This is a genomic window from Sphingomonas tabacisoli, from assembly GCF_042678385.1.
Lineage (GTDB): Bacteria > Pseudomonadota > Alphaproteobacteria > Sphingomonadales > Sphingomonadaceae > Sphingomonas_B > Sphingomonas_B tabacisoli.
Map to the genome: position 1 here is coordinate 2128448 of NZ_JBHUDY010000001.1, position 25993 is coordinate 2154440.

Genomic DNA, 25993 nt, shown 5'->3' on the forward strand with positions numbered 1-25993 from the left:
GCTCAGGCACCCGCCGGCTGGAACAGGCCCGCGTCCGGCTCCGGATGCGGCATCGTCTGCGGCCCGCCGACGCCGATCCCCCATTGATCCATGACCTGCGGCCCGGGCGTATGAACCTTGGCCTCGTGGCTTTCGAAATCGACGTCCTCAAGCTCCGAGGTATATTCGACCGCAAAGCCGTTCGGCGTCACGAAATAGCTGAAGGTGTTGTTGCCGGCGGTGTGCCGTCCCGGGCCCCAGCGAATGTCGATGTCGCGCTTCTTCAGCCGCGAAACGCCGCGCATCATGTCGTCGACCGACAGCATGTCATACGCCACGTGGTTGAGGCAGGGCGGCCCCGGCAGGAAGGCGATCCGGTGATGCGCGGCGTTGCAGCGCAGGAACGCCATGAAGTCGCCGAGCCAGTCGCTGAGCTTGAATCCCAGTACGTCGGTGAAGAACTTCACCGCCGCATGATGATCCGGCGAGTGCATGACGATGTGGCTGATCTTCTGGGGGATGCCTTCCCAGCGCTCCAGCGTCCGCGCCGTGCCTCGTTCGACGTCGCTCGAAATCTCGAAGGGAAGGCCGTCGGGCGAGAAGAAGCGAAAGCCGTAGCCGCCGCCGAAACCGTTCAGCTCTTGCGGCTCGAAGACGATCCGGCAGGCCGCCGAGGCGACTTTGCCGTGCAGCTTATCCACATCGGCGCGGGTGTCGGCCGCCAGCGCGATCACGTCGATGCGCTTGTCGTCCGAGGCGCGCAGCCGCACGACGAACGGCTCGTCCGACCCTTCGGCGGCGAAATAGATCATGCCGTCCCGCTCGGCCGCTTCGCGCAGGCCCCAATCGTCGCGGTAGAAAGCGCGCTCCGCCTCCAGATCGGGCACGCCATAGCCGACATAGCGGATTTCGGTCACTCGGCTCATTTCACTCTCCCGGAAATCAGATCGGTCGGGCCAGGGTTTCGAACATGCCGCGCGTGACCGCGGCATAGTCGATCGGCGGCGCTTTCCCGAGCTGGCTGTCGCAAACCCCGCGCGAGGCTGAGACGATGTATTCGCAGCGCTCGAACCGCCGCGCGCGATAGGCCTGGAATGCTTCGTCCGGCGACGCGGCGCGGGTCAGCTCGTCCGCCAGCACGATCGCATCCTCGATCGCCATACCGGCGCCCTGCCCCAGATGCGGCGTGCTCGCATGAACCGCGTCGCCGAGCAGCACAACGCGCCCGCGGTGCCAAGGGCCGCCCAGCATCAAGGTCTCGAGCGGCTTATAGATCACGCCGTCATCGTCGGTGATGTCGGCAGAAAGCGCAGCGATGCGGGGCGGCATGCCGGCGAGCTTGCCTCGCATCGCGGCCGCCAGCCCATCGCGCGGGTAACGCGGATTGCCGGGCTCCGGCGTCGTCACATACATGTACATCTGCGCTTCGGAGAGCGGCACGAGCCCGACGCCGATCCGGCCCTCATAGGCGTGCAGGCCGTCGATGTCCGGCGCACGCGGGAAATTGTGCCGCCACACCGACTGGCCGGTGAACTGGGGCCGCGGCGCGTCCGGAAACAGCATCGCGCGCGTATCCGAATAAATGCCGTCTGCTCCGACGACCATGTCGTAGCGGGCCTCCGATCCGTCGGAAAAACTCACCGTCACGCCGCTTTCGTCCTGATCCAGCCGGGGCGCCGTCACGCCCAGCCGAACGGTCGCGCCGGCCATCTTCGCGCGCTCGCCGAGCACCTTGTGCAGCGCCGGCCGAGCGATGCCGACATTGGCCGGACAGCCCTTGACGAGCCGCGGCGACGGCACGCGCGCGATCCGATCACCGCTGGGCGCATAGATTTCGACGAAATCGAACCCGAAGCCGGCGCCCAGATAATCGTCGAGCAGTCCGAGCTGCGCCATCGCGCGGACGACGTTCGACTGCTGGATGATGCCGACGCCATAGACGCTCCAGTCCGGGTCGCGCTCGATCACGTCGACGGCAAAGCCCCGCGCCCCAAGCGCGATCGCCGCGGTCAACCCGCCAATGCCTCCGCCGATGACGAGAATCCTGAGCTGCTTCACTGAAGGGGCTTCCGAAGGGGATGGGACGGGCCAACGTCCGACGACCCGCCCTGTGGTCGTATCGAACGCTTCATTGCCGAGTCAATCACAATTAGAACCACGGTTATATTATTGCCTAGGCAGAATGCGTCGTGGAAGACGGAAAGATGTCGGACGGCAGCCGAACCGTCATGACGAAGCAGAGCAGGATCAGCGTTTCGAGCACGGCCAGCGCTGCAACGACGCCGCACCCCGCAAAGGCGAAATACACCGTGCCCATCACCGCAACGCCGATCGCGGCGCCCATCTGCTGCACCGTCTTCAGAATGCCGCTGGCCGCGCCGGCGTGATGCCGCTCGACCCGCGCGACGGTGACCGGCGGGATCGGCCCCGACAGCATGCCCATGCCGACACCCGCCGCCACGAGCATCGGAACCAGAACCGCAAAGCCGGGCCCGCCCGCAGCGATCCAGACAAGCGCGCCGCCCTCGAACATCGCCATCAGCGCCAGCCCGCCGATCAGCACATATTTGCCCGCGCGCGCCAGGAAGCGGCGGCCGATGAAGGCGATGCCGAACATCACGCCCGCGCTGAACGGCATATGGATCAGACCGGTCTCCAGCGGGCTATAGCCGAGCTGCCGCTGCAGGCTGTAGGCGAAGATGAACAGAAAGCCGGTGTTCGCCGCCGAGAATGTGATCGCGACCACCAGCCCCTGCCGAAACGGGTGGTTCGCGAACAGCGCGGGATCGAAGATAACCGCACCGCCTGCCGCGGCCCGCCGCTTGAGGCCACGCCAGCCAGCCAACGCCAGCACTACGGCAGCCCCGAGATACAGGGCGATTGGCCAGTGCCATTCCAGCCGTTCGCCCCAAACCAGCGGATACAGCAGCGCGGCCAGCGCACCGCCGAACTGGAGAGTGCCGACAAGATCGACCTGGCGAACGTTCCCCTTGGTTTCGGCGCGGGGCAGCAGGAACAGCCCCGCGATCACCGCCATGACACCGATCGGCCCATTGACCAGGAACACGCTTCTCCAGCCAAGGCCGAACAGGTTCGCGCCGATCAGCAATCCGCCCAGGATGGGACCGGCGATCGCGGAAAGACCACCGATCACCCCGAACCAGGCGAGCCGGCCGATCCGCTCCACGGGCTCGTAGAGGATCTGGATGAGCGCCAGCACTTGCGGTCCCATGATCGCGCCCGCCGCGCCCTGCAGAACGCGCGCCCAGACCAGCTGCTCGGCATTCTGAGCACCCCCGCAGAGAATCGAGGCGACGGTGAATCCGGCGACGCCCAACAAGAACATCGCGCGGCACCCGAAAAGGTCGCCCAGCCTTCCGCCGAGCATCAGCAGCACGGCAAAGCTCAGCGAATAGCCAACGACGACCCATTGCGCATGTGCGCTGCTGCCGCCGAAATCGGCCTGGATCGCGGGCAGAGCCGTGTTGACGATCGTCGTGTCGACGATCTCCAGCACCAGCGCGACGATCAGGGTGAAGAAGGCGAGCGACTTCTGGCGCGCGCTCATCCCCGCGATTGCCGGCGCCCAGCCGGCCCGAGCCGAAGACGTCAAATCGCGCCTTCCTTCAGCATTTTCACCGCTGCGTCGCAGGCCCGCGCGGTCAGCGCCATATAGGTCAGCGACGGGTTCTGGCAGGCCGAGGAGCTCATCTGCGCCCCGTCAGTGACGAACAGGTTCGGCACGTCGTGCGCCTGGCTCCATTTGTTGAGCACCGAGGATTTCGGATCGCTGCCCATCCGCGCGCCGCCCATTTCGTGAATCGCGGTCCCGCCGGGTCCCGGCGTATCGAACCCCATGATGACGTTGCCGCCGGCGGCCGTCAGCATCTCGGCGGATTCGGCCTTGGCCTGGGCGAGCGCGGCATGTTCTTCCTTGCCGAACGCGAACTGCACCTTGAGCAGCGGCAGGCCGTTCGCATCCGTGCGGCTATGGTCCAGCGTCAGCCGGTTGCTTGCCCGCGGCACACAATCGGCGAACGCGACCAGCACGACCCGCCACATGCCCGGCTCGCGCATCCGGTTCTTGTAATCGGCGCCGATGCCCGCCTCGCGCTTGGCGCGGGTCCATGTGCTCTGGAACGCCCCGCCCTGGAACGAGAAGCCGCGCGTGTGCCCCTGCCCGTCGAGCTGGTCCATGTTGCGATAGCGCGGCACGATGATCCCGGTCGGCCGGTTACCGAACGTGGTGTGCTCCTCGAACCCCGGCATCAGCGCAATGGATGACAGCGTGTTCGCGTGATCCATGATGTGGGTACCGAGCACGCCGCTGGAGTTGGCGAGGCCGTGCGGCATGCGCTCCGTCGCCGAGTTCAGCAGCACGTGCACGCTGTTGAATGCCCCCGCGTTGAGGAAGACGAGCCGCGCCGTCGCCCGCCCCCGCTGTTTCGTCTTGGTCTCGACATAGCGCACGCCGGTCGCGCGACCCGTCTGCTGATCGACTTCCACCGCTTCCACCACCGCATCGGTGACGACCGTGAGCCGGCCGGTCTTCACCGCCGCCGGCAAGGTGCTGCTCTGGGTCGAGAAATAGGCGCCGTAGGAGCAGCCGCGCGCGCAGATCGACCGGTATTGGCAGGGCGACCTCCCTTGGTCGTCCTTGCCTTGTGTGAGGTTCGCGGTCCGCCCGATCGTCCATCTGCGCTCCGGCCAGCGGGCGGAGACGACCTCCCGGATATGCTTTTCGACAACGTTCATCGCCATCGGCGGCTGGAAGCGGCCGTCGGGAAGCTGGGGCAGCCCCTCGGCCGCGCCGGACACGCCGATGAACTCCTCGACCTTGTCGTACCAGGGCGCGAGATCGGCATAGCGGATCGGCCAGTCGGTGCCGTGCCCGTCGCGCGCATTGGCGCCGAAATCATAGTCGGACCAGCGATAGGATTGCCGCCCCCAGGTCAGCGACCGGCCGCCGAGCTGATAGCTCCGGAACCAGGTGAAGTCGGTGCCCGCCTCGGTCGAATACGGGTTCTCGCGATCGTTGACGAAGTGGTTCTGGGTGAATTCGTTAAAATGCCGGTTGAGCATCTGCACCGGATAATCGCGCTTGTAGAGCTCGGTATCGCCGACCCCCCGGAACGGCATGTCCCACGGCGCCTTGGTCTCGGTCTCATAGTCGGTCTGGTGCTCGATCTTGCGCCCGCGCTCGATCATCAGCACTTTCAGACCGGCCTCGGTCAGTTCCTTGGCCGCCCAGCCGCCAGTGATGCCGGACCCGACGACAATCGCGTCGAACTGCACGCTATCTGCTCCCATCACCCGAAATCCACCGCGGTCCAGTCGCTCGAAAAGGCGCGGTCGCCCGGGTGAAGCGGCAGGTCGGGGTCCCAGCGGCCCGGCACCAGCTCGTAGCGAAGCTCTTTCGAGCCGCCGGTCTCCGATGTGTAGTAACCGGTCAGGATCAGTCCCTTGACTGTCTTCCAAGGGTGGTCCCGAACGTCCTTGGCAAAGGCTTCGGCGTCCAGCTTCGCAAGCACCTCCGATCGAACCGCAATAGGGCGCGCCAGGAAGTCGCCCCGGCTACGCCGATCGAGTTCGTCTTCGAGCCAGCTTAGCTGGCGAAGCGAGCCGTCGGGCCGCCGAAAGCGCACGAACTGCGGCGTGGCAGCTCCGGCTGCCGACGTGCGCGAGCCTTCGAGCCCGTGCACCAACGCCAGGACAACGAAATCGCCGACGCCCACGTCTCCAGCGCCTGCAGTTCCGGTGCGCGGCAGGACGAGCTGGCTAACTTCGCGCATCAACGCCCGCTGGCGATCGGTCGGCGCTTCGTCGTCGGGCAGATCGCTGAGCCGGACCGCCGCGGCCGGCACGCCAACCACCAACGCGAGCAGCGCCGCGCCGGCGAAGAAGTCGCGACGATTCCATCTTTGTCCAGCCCTCTCGCCCATCGGCAAACCTCTCCTGGCAGGCGCGTCTTGCAGCTCTTTCCTTAGCGACGTATCAAAATACGAATTCTATTTCTAGAGAAAGGTGAAAGCAGTGCTGAAACTTTCGAGAATGACGGGGCTTGGCGATTCCGCGCCCGATTTCGCGCTGTCGGACACCGACGGCCAAACCCGCACCCTCGCCGAATTCTCTGACAAGCCTGCACTGCTGGTCGCTTTCATCTGCAATCACTGCCCCTTCGTCCTGCATATGATCGACCGGTTGGTGGAGTTCGCGCAGGAATATCGGCCGCGAGGGCTGCAGGTCGTCGCCATCTCCTCGAACTGGCCCGCCGAATTCCCAGAGGACGACTTCGCCCACATGCAGGCGTTCGCGCGGGATCGGCAGCTTCCTTTTCCCTATCTCTACGATGAAAGCCAGGAAGTCGCGCTCGCCTATAACGCGATCTGCACGCCGGACTTCTTCCTCTATGGGCCCGACCGGACGCTTTATTACGCTGGGCAGTTCGACGCGAGCCGGCCGAAGATCAACCGGCCGCCCGTGCCCGGCCTGCCGCCGCTTCGGACCGATCTGCCGGTAACCGGAGAAGACATGCGCCGCGCGGTCGACGCGCTTCTTGCCGGCCAGCCCGCGCCGCAGCCCCAGCATCCGAGTGCGGGATGCAGCATCAAGTGGCGGCCGGGCATGGACCCGTCCTGGGCCTGATGGCGATCGTCGCACGCCACTGGGTCCCGTCCGCCGCCGTCCAGGTGCAGGAGCGCGGCGCGGAGTATCTCGGTCCGGTGGACGGAGCGGACTGGTCCGAAGGTGTCGGCTTCCATCGCGGCTTCTTTTCCGCATTTCGGGTCCGGGCGGGCAAGGATGTCTGGTTCCACTTCCCGCTGCCGACACCGGTCGAGATCGGCGGCAAGCCGCTCCACCTGGACTCGGTGTCGTTGCTTTGGGAGACCGGCGACGGCGCGCAACTGACTTGGCTCGTGCTGCAGCATGGCGGCATGGAGCGCCTGCCGCTGACCGAGCGCTTGGCACCTCTGCCCTCGTCACCGGAGCCATTCGAGCCTCCCGAGCTGTGGCGCCAATATTATCCGGCAAGCGACCGCCGACTGACCGAGCTTCCTGTCAGCCCGCGCGTGCCGCTTCGTTTCGGTGTCCAGCTTTGCGTGTTGGCGTCGGCCGCGGTAGACCGCGACGGACTCGTGCGCTTCTACGGCGCCGGCGCCGCGTTCGCGGATGGCGCCTGAAAAACAATGGGGAGGCCACCGGCCTCCCCCTTCACCCCCCAAACAAGAAGAGGGCGACGCCGTAAGCGCCGCTCTATCGTTCAGAACTTCACGCTTGCCCGCACGCCATAGGTACGCGGCGTACCGAACTGCCAGTTGTAAACGTCGTCGGGCCCTGCCGATAGGAAGCTGCCGTAGGTCAGCGGCCGGATGTTTTCGAGATTGCGGACGAACGCGGCAACGGTGAAGCGCTCGTTCTGCGGCTTATACTCCACGCTCAACCCGGTCTGACTGTATGCCTTCTGCTCGCTGTCGCGATAGTTGAAGAAGTCCAGGAAATACGAACTCTTGAACAACGTATCGACGCGCGCCGTGATCGTGCCGGCGCTGCCGAGATCGAACACGTGGTCATAGCCCATCGTGACGATGTACTTCGGCGAAAAAGGCGGCCGGTTGCCCTTAAAGTTCGGCTGCTGGATGCCCGGAGTGTTGGGGTCCAGATCACCGATGCCGTTCAGATCGGGGCCCGTGCCCGGCACGGTGAAGACGTTGAACTGCGCCAGGAGTTCGTCATACCGGGCGCGGAGATAGTTGAACGACGCGCTGAAATGGTCGTTGTGGCTGAGCTGGATCTCCGCCGCCGCTTCGACGCCGTAGATCGTCGCCTTGCCGGCATTGAAGGTCTGACCGCCCTTGGTGGTGTCGAGCAGGACCGAGACCTGCAGATCCTTATAGTCGTAGTAGAAGGCGCTCAGGTTGAACGTGCTGCGCCGGTCGGCGCCGAACGTCTGCTTCCAGCCGCCTTCATAGGCGGTGTTGGTTTCCGGCTTGTAGGTGCCGATGGCGTCGAAGCCGCCGCCTTTGAAGCCGGTCGAAACCTTAGCGTAGATCAGCGTATCGGGGTTCGGCTTGAAGTTCAGTCCGGCAAGCCAGGTGACCTTGTCTTCCTTGCTTCCCAGAGGCTGAATCTGGGCGTTGATGGCATTCAGATCCTTGCGGCCCGGCCCTTGCATGAACAGTGCGGCATTCGGTCCGCCAACAATGCATGTCCCGATGGCGGTGCAATCAGGACGGTTCGGGACCGGAAATGTCGCATTGTAGACCACGAAGGGCGATCCGCTGATGTAGCGTGCCGAGCGCTTGTTGTCCGTATAGCGAATGCCGCCGACCGCTGTCAGTCTGTCGCCCAACGGAACTTCGGCCTGACCGAAGACCGACTTGCTGTCGGTGTTCACGAAGCGGCCGAAATAGCTGAGGAACGAGCCGCCCGGCAGGCCAATCGGCGCCACGAAGAAGCCGCTTTCGGCGTTGACCTTCTCTTTGAAATAGAAGCCGCCGACCTGATAGATGATTCCGCTGATCGTGCCGTTCAGGCGCAGTTCGTGGCTCTGCGTGTCGGAGCTGGTGTCGAAACCGAAGGATTGATAGACGGTCGGCAGCGCCAGATAGCTGGTCTGCTTGAAGTTGCGATATCCGCCGATATAGCTGAGCGTGGCGGCGTCGCTGAACTCGTAAGCAACCCGGCCGCGGAAGGCATAGGTCTTCTGGTCGATATTGCTTTGCCCGAAAAACGGCGCGCGGAAGTTGGCGCGGTTAATCGTCGAGAGGAAGTTCGTGTTGGCCGGGACGCAAAGCGTCTGGGCGTAGGCCGGGGCGACCCGGACATAGCCGTTGGCGTTGCAGCCCGGACCGGCGGGACCATTGCCCGGCTGGTTGAGGTCGACAAAGGCGTATGCCGCCGGAGCGAAGTGACGTTCGGCATATTCGCCGGCGACGTTGATCGTCAGCCCTTCGAGCGGATTGGCGGCGAGGGAGAGGCGGCCGCCATAGGCCTGGTTGTCGTCCGAACGAAACGCGGGATAGGACGGAAAGACGAAGAAGCCGGTCTGCGCGGGGCTCCTCACATAACCGTCGTGCTCGTCATAGAAGCCGGCGACGCGCACCGAGGCGATGTCGCCGAGCGGCAGGTCGACGCCGGCATCGGCCCGGATCGCATTGTAGTTGCCGTAGCTCGCCGACGCATCGACGCCGAAATCCTTGCCCGGCTTGCGGGTGATGAAGTTGATCGCACCGCCAGTCGAGTTGCGGCCGTAAAGCGTGCCCTGCGGCCCGCGCAGCACTTCGACGCGATCGATGTCGAACAGCGCGACGCCCAGCGCACTCGGGCGATTGATATATTCGCCGTCGATGTTGACGACGACCGACGTGTCCTGCGACTCGTCGTTGGACGTCGTGCCGACACCGCGGACGGTGATCTTCACGGTGCCCTGGTCCTGATTGAGCTGGACCGCCGGCGCGACCTTGTCGATGTCGTTCATGTTAGAGAAGCCGGCGCTCTGCAGCTTTTCGCCGCCGATCACGTCGATCGCGATCGGCACGTCCTGCACGTTCTGCGCGCGATTTTGCGCGGTGACGATGATGTCCGCTTCCCCGGTCTCGGTTGCGGCAGTGGTGTCCTGCGCGAGCGCCGGAACGCCCATGGCCAGACTACAAACCCCGATCAGCAGGGCACGGGTGAACGCTCGCGTCGACATTCAGATCTCCTCCCCAGGTGACGCGTGATCCCCCGCGCCTTCGAATTGGAATGGCCGTTTGTATTTGTGGGCTACAGTCTCTGTCAAGAACGTAGATTCTAGTTTGAAGCAGGGGAGTTGCCTTTCGCACTCCACTTCACCCCTGATCTGGAGCAAGAGGGTGCGCAATTCTGGCGATTGTGGAAAATGATGATTTTTTCTGTTTCCATCGGTTAGCGTTATGGAACGGGCGGAGTTCATCAGCATCCCAAGCCCATTGCGCTCGCCAGCCGTTTACGGCTAATACGAACGATAATTCTAATAATCACCGGCGAATCGCCGAGCGCCTGAGGAGAGGCTCAATGGACTTGTCGCCGTGCGTCGAATGGATTTTTGCGTCCGAGCACCCCGCTCTGCCCGACCGCATCCGCGCCGCGCGCTACGCCGGCTACAAGACCGTCGAGTTCCATCTGTGGCGCGACAAGGATGTCGATTCGATCGCCGAAGCGCTGAACGAAACCGGCGTCCGCCTGACCGGCATCGTGGTCGAGCCGCGGCGCAGCATCGTCGATCCGGCCCAGCACGGCGAGTTTCTGCAAGCGGTGCGCGAAAGTCTCGAAACGGCGAAAAAGCTCGGCTCGCCGCCGCTGGTCGTCGCGTCCGGCTTCACGCGTGAAGGCGTGTCGCACGAGGAGCATGTCGCGGCGGCAGTCTCGGCGCTGCGCCAGGCGGCCGAGCTCGCCGAACAGGCCGGCGTCATGCTTGTGCTGGAACCGCTCAACGACCGCGTCGAGCATCCGGGCATGTTCCTGGTCAGCACGAAGCTCGGCCTCGACATCGTCGAGGCGGTCGGCAGCCCCAATCTGCGCCTGCTCTACGACGCCTATCATTCCGCGGTGATGGACGAGGACATGGGCGAGGTGCTCGACGGGCGGATGCACCTCGTCGCGCACGTCCAGGTCGCCGACATGCCGGGCCGGAACGAGCCGGGCACCGGCACGATCGACTGGGCCGAGAAGATCGCGACCTTGCGCCGCCTGGGCTATCAGGGTGCGATCGGCCTGGAATATAAGCCGACGCTGCCGGCCGCCGAATCGCTTGCGAAGACCCGAGCGGCGCTCGGCCAGTGAGCGCCCCTCGCCTGCGGCTCTCCGAGCGGCTGAGCTATGGCTTCGGCGATCTCGGTTTCAGCCTGCCATACAACATGGCGAGCGGGTTCCTGCTCTATTACTATGTGAACGTCGTGAAGCTGCCGGCGTCGTCGGTGGGCACCATATTCCTGATTGCCCGGCTGCTCGACGCAGTAATCGACGTCCTGGTCGGGATCGGCGTCGACAAGACGCGCAGCCGCTGGGGCCGGACCCGGCCCTATTTCCTGTTCATGGCGCTGCCCTATGCGGCAATGTTCGTGCTGGTGTTCAGCGTGCCGGCATGGTCGCAGCACGCGCAGCTCGTCTACGCGTTCCTGACATTCAAGGGGCTGGGCATCCTGATGTCGCTGGGCGCGATTCCCTACACCGCCTTGATGCCGATGATGACGGAGGACACCGGCGAACGGCTGCGCCTGAGCGGTCTGCGCTCGGTCGGCACCTCCGTGTCGGTCGTGCTCGGCACCGCCGCGACGATGCCTCTGGTCGGCGTGTTCGGCGGCGGCGACGAACGCCGCGGCTTCCTCGCGGTCGCTGTGCTGTTCGGGGGGATGTCGCTGGTCGCGATCATCGCGTTGTTCCGCAATTGCCGCGAGCGCTACCGGGACGAAGCCGCCGCCCGGTTCAGGGTGCTGCCGGCGATCGGCGAGATGGTCCGCAACCGGGCATGGCTGGTGTGCTTCGGCTTCTGCCTGGTCTACTTCATCCGTTTCGGCGCGATGATGTCGGTGACGACCTATTTCGCCATCGAAGTCCTGCACAAGCCGTGGATGATCTCGGTCATGCTGCCTGCCGTCGCCGGCATGCTCCTGCTCTCTTCGTTCGTCGCGCCGCCGATCCTCGCCCGCACGGGGCTCCGGCGCGGATGCGTCGGGGTGCTTTCGCTTGCGATGGTCCTGTTTCTGGCTCTGCCGCTGACCGAAACCAACCCGGCCCTGTTCCTGGCCGTCTATTTCGCCGCCTGCCTCTCCACCTCGATCACGATCACCGCTGCCTTCACGATGATCGCCGAGACCGTTGACTATCACGAATGGCGGTTTGGCACGCGCAAGGAGGGACTGCTTTCGGCGGGCGTGAGCCTGGCGACCAAAGTCGGCATGGCGATCGGAACGGCGGGGATCGCCTTCATGCTCGGCGCGGTCGGCTATGCGCCGGATGCACCGAGCGAGGCGGCGCGCGAGGCGATCCGCTGGTCCTATTATGGCGGCACCGTGGTGCTGCTCGGCCTGCAGGTGCTCGTCGCCCTGTTCTGGCCGATGGACGGACAACATGCCCGCATCCGCGGCGAAATCGCAACGCGCGAGCCGGTGGCCGCCTGATTTCAACAATAGCAAAAGGGGAGAAGCAGAATGAAACGGATGCTGTCGGCCGTCGCGCCCATCGCCATGTTGCTGCAGCCTGCGGCCGGCACGGCGCAGGTGATCGTACACCCTGACTACCGGCCTCCCGAAACCGTCCAGCGCGTGGCCATTCCGGTCGATCCTGCCGAAAAGCGGATCAAGGTGCTGATCATCAGCGGTCAGAACAGCTACGAGCATGACTGGACCGGCGTGAACAACTTGCTGCGGACGCTGATGCAGGATTCCGGCCGCTTCGACGTGCGGGTGACCGAGGACTTCGATCATGGCGACCTGGCGACGCTCAAGGCCTACGACGTCGTGCTGCTCAACTATTCGAGCCGCTGGGTCTATAACGATCCCGCCGAGCATCGCTGGTCGCCCGCGGCGGAGAAGGCGCTGTTCGACTATGTGCGCGAGGGCGGCGGGCTCGTCGCCTACCACTCCTCCTTCACCTTCGGATACAACTGGCCCGAATATCGCCGTCTCGTCGGGGCCGTGATGGAGCCGGGGAGCAGCCGCCGCTCCCCTCCCGGCGCGTTCCCGGTCCATATCGTCGACCGCACCCACCCGATCACGCAGGGCCTGCGCGAATATGTCTGGACCTATAACGACGACATGTACACGAACATGAGCGTCGATCCCGCCGCCAGGATCCATGTTTTGGCGACCGCACGCGACTCCGCTGCGAGCTACGACCCGAAGCTGACCGGCCCCAAATATCCGCCCGCCGCCTACACGCCGGAAAAGCTGAAGGCGATGAAAGGCATGGATGCGGACCATCCGCAGGTGTGGACGGCGGACTATGGCAAGGGCCGCGTCTTTTCGATGACGCTTGGCCATGACGAAGTGTCCCTGCACTTCCAGCCGCTCCAGACCCTGCTGCTGCGCGGCGCCGAATGGGCGGCCACCGGCAAGGTGACGCTGCCCGTGCTGGAAGAGGCCAAGGACTATCCAGTCAAATAAGGACGCCTGAATGATCGTCTGCAATCGACGGCTCGTTATTGGCGGGGCGCTTTCTGCCGCGGCCTTCGCCGCTGCGGAGAGTCTCGCATCGCCGTTGCGGATGATCCCTCAAAAAGCGGCCTCGCGCGTCATCGTCGACAACGACTTTGCCGGCGACCCGGATGGTTTGGTCGCGCTGACGCATCAGTTGCTGGCGCCGAAGACGCGCGTCGTGCTGGTCACCTCGTCTCTGCTCGATCCTAAGTTCAGCGCGGGCGAGTTCCCAAACGGCATGACTGCGGCTGCGGGAGCGAACACCGCGCGCGAGTTGATCGAGCGGCTGAAGCTCGATCGCCCGGTCCAGATCGCCGCCGGCCGCGAGAAGCCGAGTTCGACGGTCGCCGCAGCCACCTCTCCCGCCGCGCGCGCGATCGTCGCCGAGGCGATGCGGGACGATCCGTTGCCTCTGGTCTTTACCTGCGGCGGACCGCTGACCAATCTGGCCGAGGCGCTGGCGCTCGAGCCGCGGATCGCCGGGCGGATGTCGCTCGTCTGGATCGGCGGCGGCAGCTATCCGGAGGGCGGCTGGGAATATAATCTGGCCACCGACGTGGAGGCGGCTCGCGTCGTCATCGGGCGCTCGACGATGCCGGTGCTGCAGGTGCCGCAATCGGCCTATCGGCAGATGCAGATTTCGGTCGCCGAACTGGAGGCCGACGTGCGGGCGACGTCGGATTTCGGCGCCTGGCTCTACGACCGCTTCACCAACCCGCCATCCTTCATCGATGTCGGCGGCGCCTGGCCGATGGGGGATACGCCGCTGGTTCTCGCGACAGCGCTGCCCACCGAAAGCAGCCGTATCCGCGCGCAGCCCGCACGTCGGATCAAGGACGATTGCTCCTATGGCGAGGAGATTGCCGGGCGCACGATCCGGGTCTTCGAAGCGATCGACGTCCGGCTCGCCTGGGCAGATTTCGTCGCCCGGCTGAGACTGCATACGGCTGGCAGATGAGCGGCCCGGCTACGCGCCGAGCCGCCCTTTCGATCAATATTCGAAGGTCTCGCTGAACGTCCGGTACGGCTCGGGCGGCCGGGCATCGAGCATCTGGCCGGTGTCGGTGCGATAAGGGTTGTTGCGGGCGGTCACTGGCGCGTCAGGCTTCGGCATGAAGACCGGCTTTCCGTTCTCGCCGAAATACATCAGGTCGTCGCTGAACGGGTTGTTTTGCGACTTGGCCGCAAACGGAATCCAGCCAAGGCCGAAGGGCGAGCGGGCGACTTCGTAGCAGTGGAAGTGCCAGATCTTCCACTTTCCGTCCTGCTTCAGGAAGTCGACGCCATATTTGACGAGCACGGTGTGCATCCACACTTTCTTGCCGTCGACCATGTCCTTCTCGTACATGAAGTCCGGCGCCTGCTTCGCCGCCTCCGGATCGGTCAGCCCGGATTCGACACCCGACATCACCCACAGGCCTTTCGCCGTCTGGCCATCTTCCGCCACTTCGATCAGCGGCGTCGTGACGTAATGGAAGGTCAGCTTGCCCTTCGGCGCCGGCCGCTGGGCGTGATAGGCCATGATATTGTCCCAGTTCGTATAGACGCCATTGTTGCTGTACTGGGCGTGGACGCCGGGCGTCCCCTTCTTCACCCAGAGCGGCACGATCTGCGGGTCCATGAAGGCGTTGTGCAGATACATGTAGCGGGAGAAGAGATTCTCGACGTCGGCCCGGTCCCGGCTCGACTGGGCGACCTGGCGCAGCGACGCGACCTGGGCCTCGAGCTCGGCGATCCGCGCATCCGCGGTCTCGGCGGCGACGGCCGGTCCCGACAACGCGATCACGCTCGCTACGGCCAGTTTCAGCATTGCATGCATCAGCCATCCTCTCCCTTGCGTTGATTGGTCCGATTGGGCGCCGCGGCAGCGACGAACACGAGCAGCGCGATCAGCACCGCGTTCTGCGGCAGCGCGCCGGCCTCGCCGTGTGCGGCGTGGAAGCCCGCGGCGACGAGCTGATTGACGATCAGGATCAGTGCGGATGTGCGCTGGACGGCTGCGAAGCGCCCGAACGCAATCGGAACGACGAGAGCCGCCGCGCAACCCAGCTCGCTTACGCCCACGATTCGCCCCAGCGATTCCGGCAGCCACACGGTCCAGGCATGATGCTCCGCCAGCAACGCGACCGGCGCGAACGTCTTCATCCATCCGACGAAGGCGAAGAACGCTCCGAGAACCAGCGCCGCCGCGGCCTGCACAATTCTCACTGCCAACCGCATCCCCGGTTCCCCATCCCCCCTTAACGAATCAATATCACTATTCTAGTCTTGTCAATAATGGCATGGGCGCTTGACTCGAATCGTGTTCTATAAGAATAGCAGTTCTAATTAGGGCCACGAGCCCCAGGGGAGTTGCGGCGATCGTTTCGGCGGCGCGCAACGGCCGACCAGCCTCCCCCGCCCCAAGCATGTGAACGATCCATCGAATGGAGAGGTGACTTGTGAGCGACATCAAGCGGGGCGTGAGCCTCTACAGCTTCCAGAACGAGACCTTCCAGGGGAAGATGACCCTGGAGGATTGCATCCGCACCTGCGCGGAAATGGGCGCGCGCGGGATCGAGATCATCGGCGAGCAGACCTTTTGGGGCTGGCCCGAAGTCGGCGTCGAGGACGCCGCGATCGAAAACTGGCACCGCCTGATCAAGAAGTATGACTGCGTGCCGGTCAGCCACGACTATATGCTCGACTACAAGCGCTACAAAGGCCGCGAGATGCCGTTCGACGAGCAGGTCGCGAGCGTGCGCAACGACATCGACTTCGGCGCCCGGCTCGGCATGCCGTTCATCCGCTCGCTGGTCTCGATCGACCCGGACGTGCTGGTCGCCGCGGCGCCCTATGCCGAGGAAAAGGGCATCAAGCTCCTGACCGAAGTCCACGCGCCCTTGCACTTCGACCACCCGTGGATCATCCGCATCGCGGAGGCTTTCCAGAAGTCGGGCAGCCCGGCGCTGGGCTTCCTGCCCGACATGGGCATGTTCCTGCACCATTACCCGCGGGTGTGGCGCGACAAGTTCGAACGGCTCGGGGTGCGCAAGGACATCGCCGACTATATCGTCAAGGCCTACGAGGACCGCGTCCTGTCCGAGTACGTCATCCTCAACGTCCAGCAAATGGGCGGGGTCGGCCCGGCCATCGCGATGGCCGAAGTGACCCGCCACAACTCCGCGTTCGAGCCCAAGCGGATGCTCGATTACATGGACATGATCTACAACATCCACGGCAAATTCTACGAGATGACCGCGGACTATATCGAACCCTCGATCCCCTATGACGAGATCGTGAGCGTGCTGAAGCAGGGCGGCTATAAGGGCTATATCTGCTCGGAATATGAGGGCAATCGCTGGATCGAGGACGCCGAGGAGCCCGATTCCGTCGAGCAGGTCCGCCGCCAGCAAGTCATGCTCGCCAATCTTCTCGGCGAACCCACGCCGATGCTCAAGGCCGCCTGAAGGAGAGACGCGCCATGATGGACAACAAGATGATTTGCACCGAAGCCTTCGAGAACGTCGTCGAGAACGGCGAGACGATCGGCTTCGCCTTCCTTGGCCGTCTGCCCTATTATCGCGGGCTCGGCCTTTCGATGATCGAGGATATCGCGGTCAGCGCCGACGGCGAGAAGATCGCGCGCGAGGACGTCCGCTTCTCGGTCCGGGGCAAGACCTACACGCTCGACCAGATGGAAACGGTGTACGACGATCGCTGGAACTTCGGCGAGAAGGCCCGAATCATCGCCCTGAAGCCGGGCGGCCTTGCGCCCGGCAAGCACAAGATCGAGTTCGCGGTGCGCATGCGCGTATCCTACCTGCCCTTCGTGCCCACCACGAAGGACACCAAGGAGCTGGCGCTGGCGGCCTGATCGCTGAATAGCACGCTTGGGAGGGCTCGCCGCACTGCGGCGGGCCCTTTGGTTTTGGGACTTAACTCGCCTCGGCGCGTCGCAACTGCATCAGCCGACGCCGGGCCCGGATCGCGCCGGCGTCGGAGGGCAGGATGACCGGACGCGCGTCCCAGAAATCGGCGCCGCCGAAACCCTCCTGGACCGAGAGGATCATCGGCTCGTCCTCTTCCTTGAACACGCGGCGGACCATGTCGGCGGCCGCGTCGCCCGGCTCGCGCGTGTAGAAATAGTGGGAGCTGCCCGCCGTCTCGGGCGTGATGATGTGCGGATTGGCCATTGGCGGCACGACCATTTCCTTGCGGTCGGTGCCGGCCCGCGCCAGCCCGATATAGAGCGCCATGCTGGCCGGCGCGTGCCAGCGCATGTGCAGCCACTGATCCATCCGTGCGCCTTCCGGCAGCATCGGCTTGGCCCAGGCAGGCGGATCGGCATCCGTGATGTCCCAATTGTTCCAGATCGCGCCGCTGTCGTCGGTCAGCACTTGCTGCGCGCCGTGGTGGAGCAGCGAGCCGTTCACGCCGAAGCTCTCGCGGTGAATGAACTCGGCATGGCTCAGGTCCATCAGATTGTCGGTGATATATTCGTAGCTCGCCTGCATCGAGAGATGGCCGCGGACATGCTCCGGCCCTTGGGCGAACGCGAAATCGGGGATCGACGCCGGGTCGGCCAGCGCGGGATCGCCGGGCCAGAACCACAGCGCACCGTACCGTTCGACGATCGGCAGCGTCGGCACACGCGCACCGGCCGGCGGCTCGCCGCCGAACGGATTATGCACGCAGGCGCCGGAGCGGTCGAAGCCGAGGCCGTGATAGCCGCAATGTATCGTGTCGCCTGCGCGCTGCCCCTTGCTGAGTGCCGCGAAACGATGCGGGCACCGATCGGCGAGCATCGCCCAGCCGCCATCCGCGCAGCGGTAGATCAGCCAGCCGCGATCGAGCAGCTTGCGCGCGAGAAAGCCGCCTTTGGGCACTTCCTCGGCCCAGGCAGCCATGTACCAGAGATTGCGAACATACTCGGCCATTGTCACGCGATACCCATCACCCGGCGGTTGAGCGCCGGATCGGCGCCGCCTGCCGCGAAATCGTCGAACGCGTGTTCGGTCACACGGATGATGTGATCGGCGATGAACGGCGCGCCCTCGGCCGCGCCCTGCTCGGGATGCTTCAAAGCGCACTCCCATTCGAGCACTGCCCAGCCGGGGAAATCATATTGCGCCATTTTCGAGAAGATCGCCGGGAAATCGACCTGGCCGTCGCCGAGCGAGCGGAAGCGGCCCGGCCGGTCGACCCAGGACTGATAGCCGCCATAGACGCCGGACCGGCCCGACGGCCGGAACTCGGCATCCTTCACATGGAAGCATTTGATGCGGTCGTGGTAGATGTCGAGGAAGGCCAGATAGTCGAGCTGCTGCAGCACGAAGTGGCTGGGATCGTAGAGCATGTTCGCGCGGGCGTGGTTGCCGACGCGGTCGAGGAACATTTCGAACGTCACGCCGTCGTGCAGATCCTCGCCGGGGTGGATTTCATAGGCGACATCGACGCCGTTCTTGTCGAACGCGTCGAGGATCGGCCTCCAGCGGCGGGCGAGCTCGTCGAACGCGTCTTCCACCAGGCCGGCCGGCCGCTGCGGCCAGGGATACATATAAGGCCAGGCGAACGCGCCGGAGAAAGTCGCGTGCGCGGAGAGACCGAGATTGCGGCTGGCCTTCGCCGCCAGCTTCAGTTGCTCGACCGCCCAGGCTTGTCGGGCGGCGGGATCGCCCTGCACTTCCGGCGCGGCGAAGGCATCGAACTGCGCGTCATAGGCGGGATGAACCGCAACGAGCTGACCCTGAAGGTGCGTCGACAGTTCGGTGACTTGCAGCCCCTTGCCGGCGAGCATGCCCTTGATCTCGTCGCAATAGGTCTGGCTTTCTGCCGCCCGTTTCAGGTCGAACAGCCGCGCGTCCCAGCTCGGGATCTGCACGCCTTTATAGCCAAGCCCCGCGACCCAGTCGGCGATCGTCTCCAGCGAATTGTACGGGGCGGCGTCGCCCGCGAATTGGGCGAGGAAAATCGCCGGTCCCTTGATCGTCTTCATGTCGTGGTCCTCAGATGTCGAATGGAACCCAGCCGGCGCGATCACGGCTGGCGGCAACGGCAGTCGCAATGAACGCCATGCCGCGCAGGCCATCCTCGATGCCCGGCAACAATGGGGCCGGCGCGCCGCGGAGCAGGCCTGCGAAGTCGCGATAGAGATTGGCGAAGGCTTCGAGATAGCCTTCGGGATGACCGCCCGGCGTCCGCGTCCGCGCCGCCGCGTCGGGCCCGAGCAGGACCGTGCCGGCGCGGACGATCTCGGTGCCGCCGTCGAGACTGTGCAGCGTCAGCGTGTTCGGCTCTTCCTGCCGCCAGACCAGCCCGCCCTTGTCGCCATAGGCGCGAATACGCAGGCCGTTGAGCTCGCCGACCTCGATTTGCGAGGCGAGCAGCACGCCTCGCGCGCCGTTCTCGAACCGAAGCAGCACCGAGCAATCGTCATCGAGCAGCCGGCCGGGCACGACAGTGCCAAGATCGGCAAGCAATTCGGTCACGCGCAGGCCGGTGACGAACTCGGCCAATTGGAACGCGTGCACCCCGATATCGCCGATGCAGCCGCCCTCGCCCGCGCGCGCCGGATCGACGCGCCACTCCGCCTGCTTGCCCTCGGCCGCGCCGGAGAGCCAGCCCTGCGGATATTCGACAACGACCTTGCGGATCACGCCAAGCGCGCCCGCCGCGATCCGCGCCCGCGCCTCGCGCACCAGCGGGTAGCCCGAATAGGTGTAGGTCAGCGCATAGGGCAGGCCCGCTCGCCGCACGATGCCGGCCAGTTCTTTCGCCTCCGCGAGCGTTGCTGTCGCCGGCTTGTCGCTCATCACCGGAATGCCGGCTTCGAGCGCGGCGCGCGCGGCCGGCAGATGATGGTGGTTCGGACTGACGATCGTGACGAAATCGATGCCGTCGCCCCGTGCCTTTTCTGCGGCCAGCATTGCCGGCAGGTCGGAATAGGCGCGCGCGGGATCGATCCTGTAGCTCTCGCCCGCGGCGCGCGAGCGGCCCGCGTCGCTGGAGAAGACTCCGGCGACCAGCTCGATCTCGCGGTCGAGCTCGGCCGCGATGCGGTGCACCGGCCCGATGAACGAGCCCGGACCGCCACCGATCATTCCCATGCGCAGTCGCCGCATCGCTCTCCGCTCCAACAATGTTCTGTTTGTAATACGCGTTCTAGTTTGATACGCAAACGCCCGTCAAGCGGCGAGGCAGCCGAAGCCGCCCGATTTCAGGAGAGACGATGAACGCCTTCCGCAGATTTTTCCGCGACCTTACCTTGCGCCCGCAAGGCACGATTGTCGTCATCGCCGCTTTCCTGCCGATCATAGCGATCGTTGCGATGGGGCCGGCCGTGCCGACGATGATCCAGCATTTCGCGAGCGATCCGGACGCGCGCCGCGACGTGCCTGCGATGATCGGGGCGCCGGGTCTCGCGATGGCGCTGCTTGCGCCGTTCGCCGGCCTGCTGGTCGACCGGTTCGGGCGGCGACGGCTGCTGCTCGTCGCGACGGCACTCTACGGCGTGTTCGGCGCGGCGCCGCTGCTGCTCGACAGCCTCGACCAGATCTATGTCTCGCGGCTGCTGCTGGGCGTTTCGGAGGCGGGCATCCTGACCGTCGTCAATACGCTGATCGGCGACTATTGGGACGATCGCGGGCGCAAGAACTGGCTGTTCCTGCAAGGCATTCTTGGGCCCTTCATCGCTGCGGTCGTCTCGCTGATCGTCGGTTACGCGAGCCATCTGCAGTGGAACGGGGTGTTCTTCGTCTATCTCGTCGCCTTCCCGATCTGGGCGGCGATGTTCGTGTGGCTATTCGAGCCGCAGAAACGCGCCGACACCGGGCAGCCGGATGTCGGAACGGCACCGAAGACGCGGTTTCCGATCGGCAACGCGCTGCTGATTGCTGCCGTCACTTTCTTCGCGTCGATGCTTTATTACGTTTTCATCATCAACGGCGCGCTGGCCTTTGCCGAAGTGGGGGTGACCGAGCCTGAGCGGTATGGGGCATTGATCTTCCTGCCGAGCCTTTTCATCCTTCTCGGTGCCGCACTGTTCCGTCTGCTCGCGCATCGGCGCAACACGCTCCAGCTCGGCGTGGTGCTGCTGCTCATGGGGCTTGGGCTGGCCGGGATCGGCCTGGCGCGAAGCGTGCCGGCGATTGTCGCCGCGCTGGTCGTGCAGCAGACCGCGGCGGGCATGACCGTGCCGAGCCTGATCGCCTGGACCCAGACCAAGTTCGGCTTCGAGCATCGCGGGCGGGGCATGGGCATCTGGACGGGCGCCTTCTTCCTCGGCCAGTCGCAATCGCCGCGGCTGGTCCATCTGATCGACGCGTCGGTCGGTTCGATGCAAGGCGCTTTCCTGGTGGCCGGGATCGCCGGATTGGCGGGCGCGGCAGTCGCTCTCGTCATGACTGCCGCAGGCGGGACCGCAACGGCATCAGTCCGGAGGGAAGCCGCATGAAACCGATCCTGCTCGCCCTCATTCTGGTAGCCGGGCTCCCGAGCGCAGCGCTGGCGCAGGAAGGCATGGCTTTCCGGTTCAGCGAGGCCGCTCGTGCCGATTACCCGGACGAGGTCGTGCTGGGCACGGGGCCGGGCCAGCCGCGCGAGGACTGGTTCCGGATGAACGGCTCGCTGCAGGTTCGCAACGTCTCCCAGGCGACGCTGACGCCGTTCCTGCCGCCCGCAGGCGCCGCCACCGGCGCGGGGGTGATCGTGGCGCCGGGCGGCGGCTTTCTGGGGCTCGCGATCGAGGACGAAGGCTTTCGCGTCGCCCGCTGGCTTGCGGATCACGGGATTGCCGCGTTCGTGCTCAAATACCGCGTGCTGCCGACGCCGCCTGATCCGGCGGCGTTTCGGCGCGAGATGGTCGCGGTGAGGACCGGCAAGGGCCAGGCGAGCTTTCGTCCGCCGAGCGACACGCCGCCCGAAGCGCTGGCCGACGGGCTCGCCGCGCTTCGCCATGTCCGCACCAATGCCGCGCGCTATGGCGTCGATCCGGCGCGGGTAGGGATGATGGGCTTTTCGGCGGGCGCTTTCACGACGCTCAGCGTTGCGCTGGCAAACGTTGCGGATGCCCGCCCGGCCTTCATCGCGCCCATCTACGGCCGCCAGACGGCGGTGACCCCGCCGCCGGGCGCGCCGCCGATGTATGTGGTGGTTGCGGTTGACGATCCGCTGTTCGGGCAAGGCGATTTCGGATTGGTCCAGAGCTGGCGCAAGGCCGGCGCTCCGGTCGAGTTCCACCTGTACCAAAATGGCGGCCACGGCTTCGGCCTCGGCACGGCCGGCACGACATCGGAAGATTGGATCGAGGGTTTTCGCCGCTGGCTGCTAGCGAACGGCTTTCTCAGTCCGAAACGCTGACCTCGACGGTCATGCCGCTGTCCTCGGCCGAGCGGGCGACGCGGATTGCAACGGACCCGTCCGGCGTGCGCCAGCCGCCGTCCCATGTCCGCAAAGCCCGCGGATCGATCGCAACGGAAACACGGCGCTCCTCCCCGGCCTGGAGGTGGAACTTGCCGAAGCCGCAAAGCGCCGTCTCCGGGACGTCGCGGTAGAGCTGGACGACTTCCGCGCCAGCACGACCCGAGACGTTGCGCAGCGTGACCGACACCGCCAGTCCCTCTGCGCGGACGCCCGACAGCTCGAAACGCGCATATCCGAAGCCGCTGCCCAGCGCGTGACGTGCCGGCGTGCGGTTGGCGATGAGGCCGCGATAGCCGAAGCGAGTGCCCTCGTCATAGCTAAGTCGGCCATCGGCGTCCGGCTGCAGCGCATAGCCGCAATAATCCGCCTCGTTGCGCGCTATGCTGACCGGCATCCGCCCGCCCGGCTCCCGGTCGCCGCCCAGCACGCTGGCGAGCGCACCGGCAAAGCCTTCGCCCGGATACCAGGCGACCATCAGCGCGGCTGCGCGGTCGCCCCATTCGGCATCGAAGGCATGGCCGACATTCACGATTGCAGCCGTGCGGGGATTGGCGGAGCAGACCTGCTCGATCAGGCGCAACTGCTCGGGCGCGAGCTTCGTGTCAGGGCGGTCCTTGCTCTCGACGCTCGAATCGGAGGTTTCGCCTACGATAAGAAATACCGCGTCCGCATCGCGCGCAGCCTGCACTGCACGGGTCAGCATCGCCTCGGCGCTGTCGGGCGAGCGAATGCCGTACCACAGTCCCTGCACGCGGGCGCCGGTGTAGCGGAACTCAGCTGTGACCAGCACCTCGTGCCCTGCTTCGAGCATAACCTCGACAGATTCGGCGTCGCCACGCTTGAGCACCCCCATGACATCCGAGGACGCGAGCTCGCGCCCGGCCCGCAGTACCTCACGGCCATCGATCAGGACACGCGCCGTTCCGGTCGCGCCGAGATAAAAGCGGTGCGCGCCGCTCTGGGTGGGCATGAACCGGCCGCTGGCGCGGATCGAACCCGGCCTGTCGAAGCGGCCCTGCTCGTGCACGCCGACGAACCAGACCAGCGAGTTGGTCGCCCGCGTCTCGCTCGACAGCGGCGCGCCGGAGCAATCCTCGCTCTCGAAATAATCCAGCGTCATGCCTTCGGTGCAGCCGTCGCCGAGGTCGCGCGCCGGCGTGACGGGCATCGCCGGCAACCGCGGCTGCGGATCCACGCCCGGCTCGAAAACGATCTCCGTCTCCGCGCCATAGCGCGCGCGGATCGCGTCGATCGGCGCCGGCGTGTCCGGCGCGACCGCGATCTTGGCGAAGGTGCCGCCCTGATAGCAGGGTGCGGCCGCGTTCGGCCCGATCACCGCGATCCGGCGCACCTCGCCCGGTGGGAGCGGCAGCATGTCGCCTTCGTTGCGCAGCAACACGAATCCGTCTGCCGCCGCCTGCTCCAGAATTTCTTGCGCCTCGGCGGCCGGAAGCGCCGGCGCCTTGGGACCCGTCACCCGCCGCGCCGTCGCTGCGACCCTGCGCGCCGCATCCTCGACGCGAGCGCGATCAACCCGGCCTTCTTCCACCGCACCGGCCGCCTTGGGTCCAAGAAAACGTGCGGGGCCCGGCATTTCGAGATCGAGCCCGCCGCCCAAGGTGCCGTCGGTCGAATGTGTGCCGAACCAGTCGCTCATCACGAGATACGGGTATTGCCACTCGCCCTTGACGATGCGGGTCAGGATGTCGCCCTGCTCGGAGCACCAGCGGCCGTTGACCTTGTTGTAGGCGGCGAGCAGGCCAGCGCAGCCCGCCTCGACGGCCAGCTCGAACGGCAGCAGATAGACTTCGCGCAGCGTCCGCTCGTCGACCTGCACGTCCACGCGGTCGCGCTCGGTCTCGCTGTCGTTGCACACCAGGTGCTTGGCGACCGCGCCGGTGCCCGTGCTCTGCAAGCCGTCGATCCAGGCCGCGCCGAGCACGCCGGCAAGCAGCGGGTCTTCGGAGAAATACTCGAAGGCGCGGCCGGCGAGCGGACTGCGCGCGAGGTTGAGGTTCGGCGCCAGCACCGCATCGACGCCACGGGCGACGGCGTCGCTGCCGACGACCGTTCCCACCCGCCGCGCCGTTTCGACGTCCCAGCTTGCCCCCAGCGCCGTGGGGCACGGCGTCAGCAGCGACACGTCGCGCTCGTCGACATTGCCGCTGGCGATCCCCATCGGCCCGTCGGCCATGGTGAAGGACGGAATGCCGGCCTCGGGAACCGCGACGCTCGACCACATCGCGGCGCCCGCAGTCAGCGTGCAGCATTCGTCAAAGGAGGGTTCGCGCATCGAGCAGCTCTTCGCCAAGGGGTTTGATGGTGGCGGCGCCGGTGATGTCATCGCCGATCGGGGCCGGCCGTTCGCAGCTCGACCGGATCGCGATGCGGCTGCCGCTTTCCGCGCTCAACCGGACGGCTTCGATCACCTCCAGCACATGGAAGGCGAGTTCGGCGCTGGCGCGGTGCGGCCGCCCTTGCGCGATGGCATCGGCCATGTCGGCGAGCCCGCACAGCCGGTAATAAGCGACCGGATTGCCTTGGAAGGTGATCATTGTCGGACGTGAGAAACAGCGGCCGCTGGCGTCGCGCTCTTGCACCAAGCCGTTCGCCCCGATCACCCGCACCGGCCCGTCCGACCAGTTCGGATCGGGATTCTGCAGCGATCCGCCGGACCCGTAAATATCGATCGGCGTCCGCGCGTGCGGCCCCATGTCCCACGACATCGCGAGCGTCACCAACTGGCCGCCCCGCATTTCGAGGAGCGCCACAGCGGTGGTGTCCACTTCGGTCTCGATCGTCTCGCCGACGCGTGACCGATGGCCGAGCGTGCGGATCGGCGACGGCCGGCTGCCCGTGCCCATCACGCTCGCGACCGGGCCGAGCAGGTTGACGAGTTGCGTCAGATAATAGGGCGCGTGATCGGCGACCGGACCCGCGCCCTTCGCGTAGAACGGTTCGGGATAGGGATGCCAGGCGTCGCAGCCCCCGCCGCCCAGAAACAGCGCGCCGCCGACGGGTCGCCCGATTGCGCCTTCGTCGATCGCCGCACGCGCTTCCTGATGCGCACAGCCGAAGAAAGTGTCGGGCGCACAGCCGATACGCAGGCCTTCGGCCTCGGCCAGCGCCATCAGCTCCCGCGCCTGCTCGACCGTCTGGGCGAGCGGCTTTTCGGAATAGAGATGCTTGCCTGCGGACAGGATGCGGCGGCTGGTTTCGTAATGCGCCTGGATCGGCGTCAGGTTGACGATGACGTCGATCGCTGGATCGGCGAGCATGTCCGAGAACGGCACCGCGGGGACGCCATAGCGCTCCCCCGCCGCTCGTGCGCTGTCCATGCCTTTCGATGAACAGGCGACGAAGCGAAGCTGCGGCCAGGCCGACAGCGCCATGTAATAGGGCGGCGCAATCGCGCCGGCGCCAAGGACCCCGACCGTCAGCATCAGCCCGGCTCT

At 65.7% G+C, this 25993-nt stretch carries 23 protein-coding genes; 10 read left to right on the plus strand and 13 right to left on the minus strand.

What is annotated here, in order from left to right:
• Nucleotides 1–2: 2 nt before the first annotated feature.
• The 5 genes from ACFSCW_RS10835 to ACFSCW_RS10855 form a co-directional block, all read right to left on the minus strand.
• The gene (locus ACFSCW_RS10835) at nucleotides 3–905 is read right to left on the minus strand and encodes a VOC family protein (protein WP_380889097.1); all 903 of its coding nucleotides are present in this window, start codon (nucleotides 903–905) and stop codon (nucleotides 3–5) included.
• Between the two features lie 16 nt (nucleotides 906–921).
• The gene (locus tag ACFSCW_RS10840) at nucleotides 922–2037 is read right to left on the minus strand and encodes an FAD-dependent oxidoreductase (RefSeq protein ID WP_380889099.1); all 1116 of its coding nucleotides are present in this window, start codon (nucleotides 2035–2037) and stop codon (nucleotides 922–924) included.
• A 115-nt stretch (nucleotides 2038–2152) separates the two neighbouring features.
• The gene (locus ACFSCW_RS10845) at nucleotides 2153–3592 is read right to left on the minus strand and encodes an MFS transporter (RefSeq protein WP_380889101.1); all 1440 of its coding nucleotides are present in this window, start codon (nucleotides 3590–3592) and stop codon (nucleotides 2153–2155) included.
• Nucleotides 3589–5289 (minus strand): GMC oxidoreductase, encoded by a 1701-nt coding sequence (locus ACFSCW_RS10850; RefSeq protein WP_380889103.1) that lies wholly within the window; start codon nucleotides 5287–5289, stop codon nucleotides 3589–3591. Before ACFSCW_RS10850 ends, ACFSCW_RS10845 begins: the two co-directional genes overlap by 4 nt.
• Nucleotides 5289–5921 (minus strand): gluconate 2-dehydrogenase subunit 3 family protein, encoded by a 633-nt coding sequence (locus tag ACFSCW_RS10855; protein WP_380889104.1) that lies wholly within the window; start codon nucleotides 5919–5921, stop codon nucleotides 5289–5291. Before ACFSCW_RS10855 ends, ACFSCW_RS10850 begins: the two co-directional genes overlap by 1 nt.
• A gap of 91 nt (nucleotides 5922–6012) precedes the next feature.
• Here ACFSCW_RS10855 and ACFSCW_RS10860 point away from each other — a divergent pair, with 91 nt between their 5' ends.
• Together ACFSCW_RS10860 and ACFSCW_RS10865 are read left to right on the plus strand one after the other, a co-directional pair.
• Nucleotides 6013–6624 (plus strand): thioredoxin family protein, encoded by a 612-nt coding sequence (locus ACFSCW_RS10860; protein WP_380889106.1) that lies wholly within the window; start codon nucleotides 6013–6015, stop codon nucleotides 6622–6624.
• Nucleotides 6624–7160 carry a hypothetical protein gene (locus tag ACFSCW_RS10865; RefSeq protein ID WP_380889108.1) on the plus strand — a complete coding sequence of 179 codons (537 nt, stop codon included), beginning with the start codon at nucleotides 6624–6626 and terminating at the stop codon, nucleotides 7158–7160. The genes ACFSCW_RS10860 and ACFSCW_RS10865 overlap by 1 nt, the downstream gene beginning before the upstream one ends.
• 80 nt (nucleotides 7161–7240) lie before the next feature.
• Here the strand turns inward: ACFSCW_RS10865 and ACFSCW_RS10870 are convergent, their stop codons facing one another.
• Nucleotides 7241–9673, minus strand: coding sequence for a TonB-dependent receptor (locus ACFSCW_RS10870; protein WP_380889110.1), 2433 nt, complete (start codon nucleotides 9671–9673; stop codon nucleotides 7241–7243).
• A 341-nt stretch (nucleotides 9674–10014) separates the two neighbouring features.
• Here ACFSCW_RS10870 and ACFSCW_RS10875 point away from each other — a divergent pair, with 341 nt between their 5' ends.
• Genes ACFSCW_RS10875 through ACFSCW_RS10890 form a run of 4 tightly spaced genes read left to right on the plus strand, consistent with a single transcriptional unit; the run spans nucleotide 10015 to nucleotide 14094 of the window.
• Nucleotides 10015–10782, plus strand: coding sequence for a hydroxypyruvate isomerase family protein (locus ACFSCW_RS10875; RefSeq protein WP_380889112.1), 768 nt, complete (start codon nucleotides 10015–10017; stop codon nucleotides 10780–10782).
• Nucleotides 10779–12119, plus strand: a complete 1341-nt coding sequence (locus tag ACFSCW_RS10880) for an MFS transporter (protein ID WP_380889114.1) — start codon at nucleotides 10779–10781, stop codon at nucleotides 12117–12119. Before ACFSCW_RS10875 ends, ACFSCW_RS10880 begins: the two co-directional genes overlap by 4 nt.
• Nucleotides 12120–12149: 30 nt before the next feature.
• Nucleotides 12150–13103 carry a ThuA domain-containing protein gene (locus tag ACFSCW_RS10885; RefSeq protein WP_380889116.1) on the plus strand — a complete coding sequence of 318 codons (954 nt, stop codon included), beginning with the start codon at nucleotides 12150–12152 and terminating at the stop codon, nucleotides 13101–13103.
• A 10-nt stretch (nucleotides 13104–13113) separates the two neighbouring features.
• Nucleotides 13114–14094 (plus strand): nucleoside hydrolase, encoded by a 981-nt coding sequence (locus ACFSCW_RS10890; RefSeq protein WP_380889118.1) that lies wholly within the window; start codon nucleotides 13114–13116, stop codon nucleotides 14092–14094.
• 33 nt (nucleotides 14095–14127) lie between these two features.
• Here the strand turns inward: ACFSCW_RS10890 and ACFSCW_RS10895 are convergent, their stop codons facing one another.
• Nucleotides 14128–14955, minus strand: coding sequence for a nuclear transport factor 2 family protein (locus ACFSCW_RS10895; RefSeq protein ID WP_380889120.1), 828 nt, complete (start codon nucleotides 14953–14955; stop codon nucleotides 14128–14130).
• The gene (locus ACFSCW_RS10900; RefSeq protein WP_380890097.1) at nucleotides 14955–15344 is read right to left on the minus strand and encodes a DoxX family protein; all 390 of its coding nucleotides are present in this window, start codon (nucleotides 15342–15344) and stop codon (nucleotides 14955–14957) included. Before ACFSCW_RS10900 ends, ACFSCW_RS10895 begins: the two co-directional genes overlap by 1 nt.
• Nucleotides 15345–15640: 296 nt before the next feature.
• Between ACFSCW_RS10900 and ACFSCW_RS10905 the strand changes: the two genes are divergently transcribed.
• Nucleotides 15641–16585 (plus strand): sugar phosphate isomerase/epimerase family protein, encoded by a 945-nt coding sequence (locus ACFSCW_RS10905; RefSeq protein WP_380890099.1) that lies wholly within the window; start codon nucleotides 15641–15643, stop codon nucleotides 16583–16585.
• Nucleotides 16586–16599: 14 nt separating this feature from the next.
• Nucleotides 16600–16992, plus strand: coding sequence for a C-glycoside deglycosidase beta subunit domain-containing protein (locus tag ACFSCW_RS10910; protein WP_380889122.1), 393 nt, complete (start codon nucleotides 16600–16602; stop codon nucleotides 16990–16992).
• Between the two features lie 61 nt (nucleotides 16993–17053).
• On the opposite strand, the gene ACFSCW_RS10915 is transcribed toward ACFSCW_RS10910, so the two are convergent.
• From ACFSCW_RS10915 to ACFSCW_RS10925, 3 genes are read right to left on the minus strand one after another with little or no spacing between them, the layout of a single operon-like run.
• The gene (locus ACFSCW_RS10915; protein WP_380889124.1) at nucleotides 17054–18055 is read right to left on the minus strand and encodes a Rieske 2Fe-2S domain-containing protein; all 1002 of its coding nucleotides are present in this window, start codon (nucleotides 18053–18055) and stop codon (nucleotides 17054–17056) included.
• A gap of 2 nt (nucleotides 18056–18057) precedes the next feature.
• The gene (locus ACFSCW_RS10920; protein ID WP_380889126.1) at nucleotides 18058–19113 is read right to left on the minus strand and encodes a sugar phosphate isomerase/epimerase family protein; all 1056 of its coding nucleotides are present in this window, start codon (nucleotides 19111–19113) and stop codon (nucleotides 18058–18060) included.
• A gap of 10 nt (nucleotides 19114–19123) precedes the next feature.
• Nucleotides 19124–20239, minus strand: coding sequence for a Gfo/Idh/MocA family protein (locus ACFSCW_RS10925; protein WP_380889127.1), 1116 nt, complete (start codon nucleotides 20237–20239; stop codon nucleotides 19124–19126).
• Between the two features lie 107 nt (nucleotides 20240–20346).
• Between ACFSCW_RS10925 and ACFSCW_RS10930 the strand changes: the two genes are divergently transcribed.
• The gene (locus ACFSCW_RS10930) at nucleotides 20347–21570 is read left to right on the plus strand and encodes an MFS transporter (protein ID WP_380889129.1); all 1224 of its coding nucleotides are present in this window, start codon (nucleotides 20347–20349) and stop codon (nucleotides 21568–21570) included.
• On the plus strand, nucleotides 21567–22475 hold the full coding sequence (locus tag ACFSCW_RS10935) for an alpha/beta hydrolase (protein WP_380889131.1): 909 nt from the start codon (nucleotides 21567–21569) through the stop codon (nucleotides 22473–22475). Before ACFSCW_RS10930 ends, ACFSCW_RS10935 begins: the two co-directional genes overlap by 4 nt.
• Here ACFSCW_RS10935 and ACFSCW_RS10940 read toward each other — a convergent pair.
• Both ACFSCW_RS10940 and ACFSCW_RS10945 read right to left on the minus strand, forming a co-directional pair.
• Nucleotides 22459–24831 (minus strand): beta-glucosidase, encoded by a 2373-nt coding sequence (locus tag ACFSCW_RS10940; RefSeq protein ID WP_380889132.1) that lies wholly within the window; start codon nucleotides 24829–24831, stop codon nucleotides 22459–22461. The two genes, ACFSCW_RS10935 and ACFSCW_RS10940, sit on opposite strands and share 17 nt — an antisense overlap.
• The gene (locus ACFSCW_RS10945; RefSeq protein WP_380889134.1) at nucleotides 24812–25981 is read right to left on the minus strand and encodes a Gfo/Idh/MocA family protein; all 1170 of its coding nucleotides are present in this window, start codon (nucleotides 25979–25981) and stop codon (nucleotides 24812–24814) included. The genes ACFSCW_RS10940 and ACFSCW_RS10945 overlap by 20 nt, the downstream gene beginning before the upstream one ends.
• Nucleotides 25982–25993: the final 12 nt, after the last annotated feature.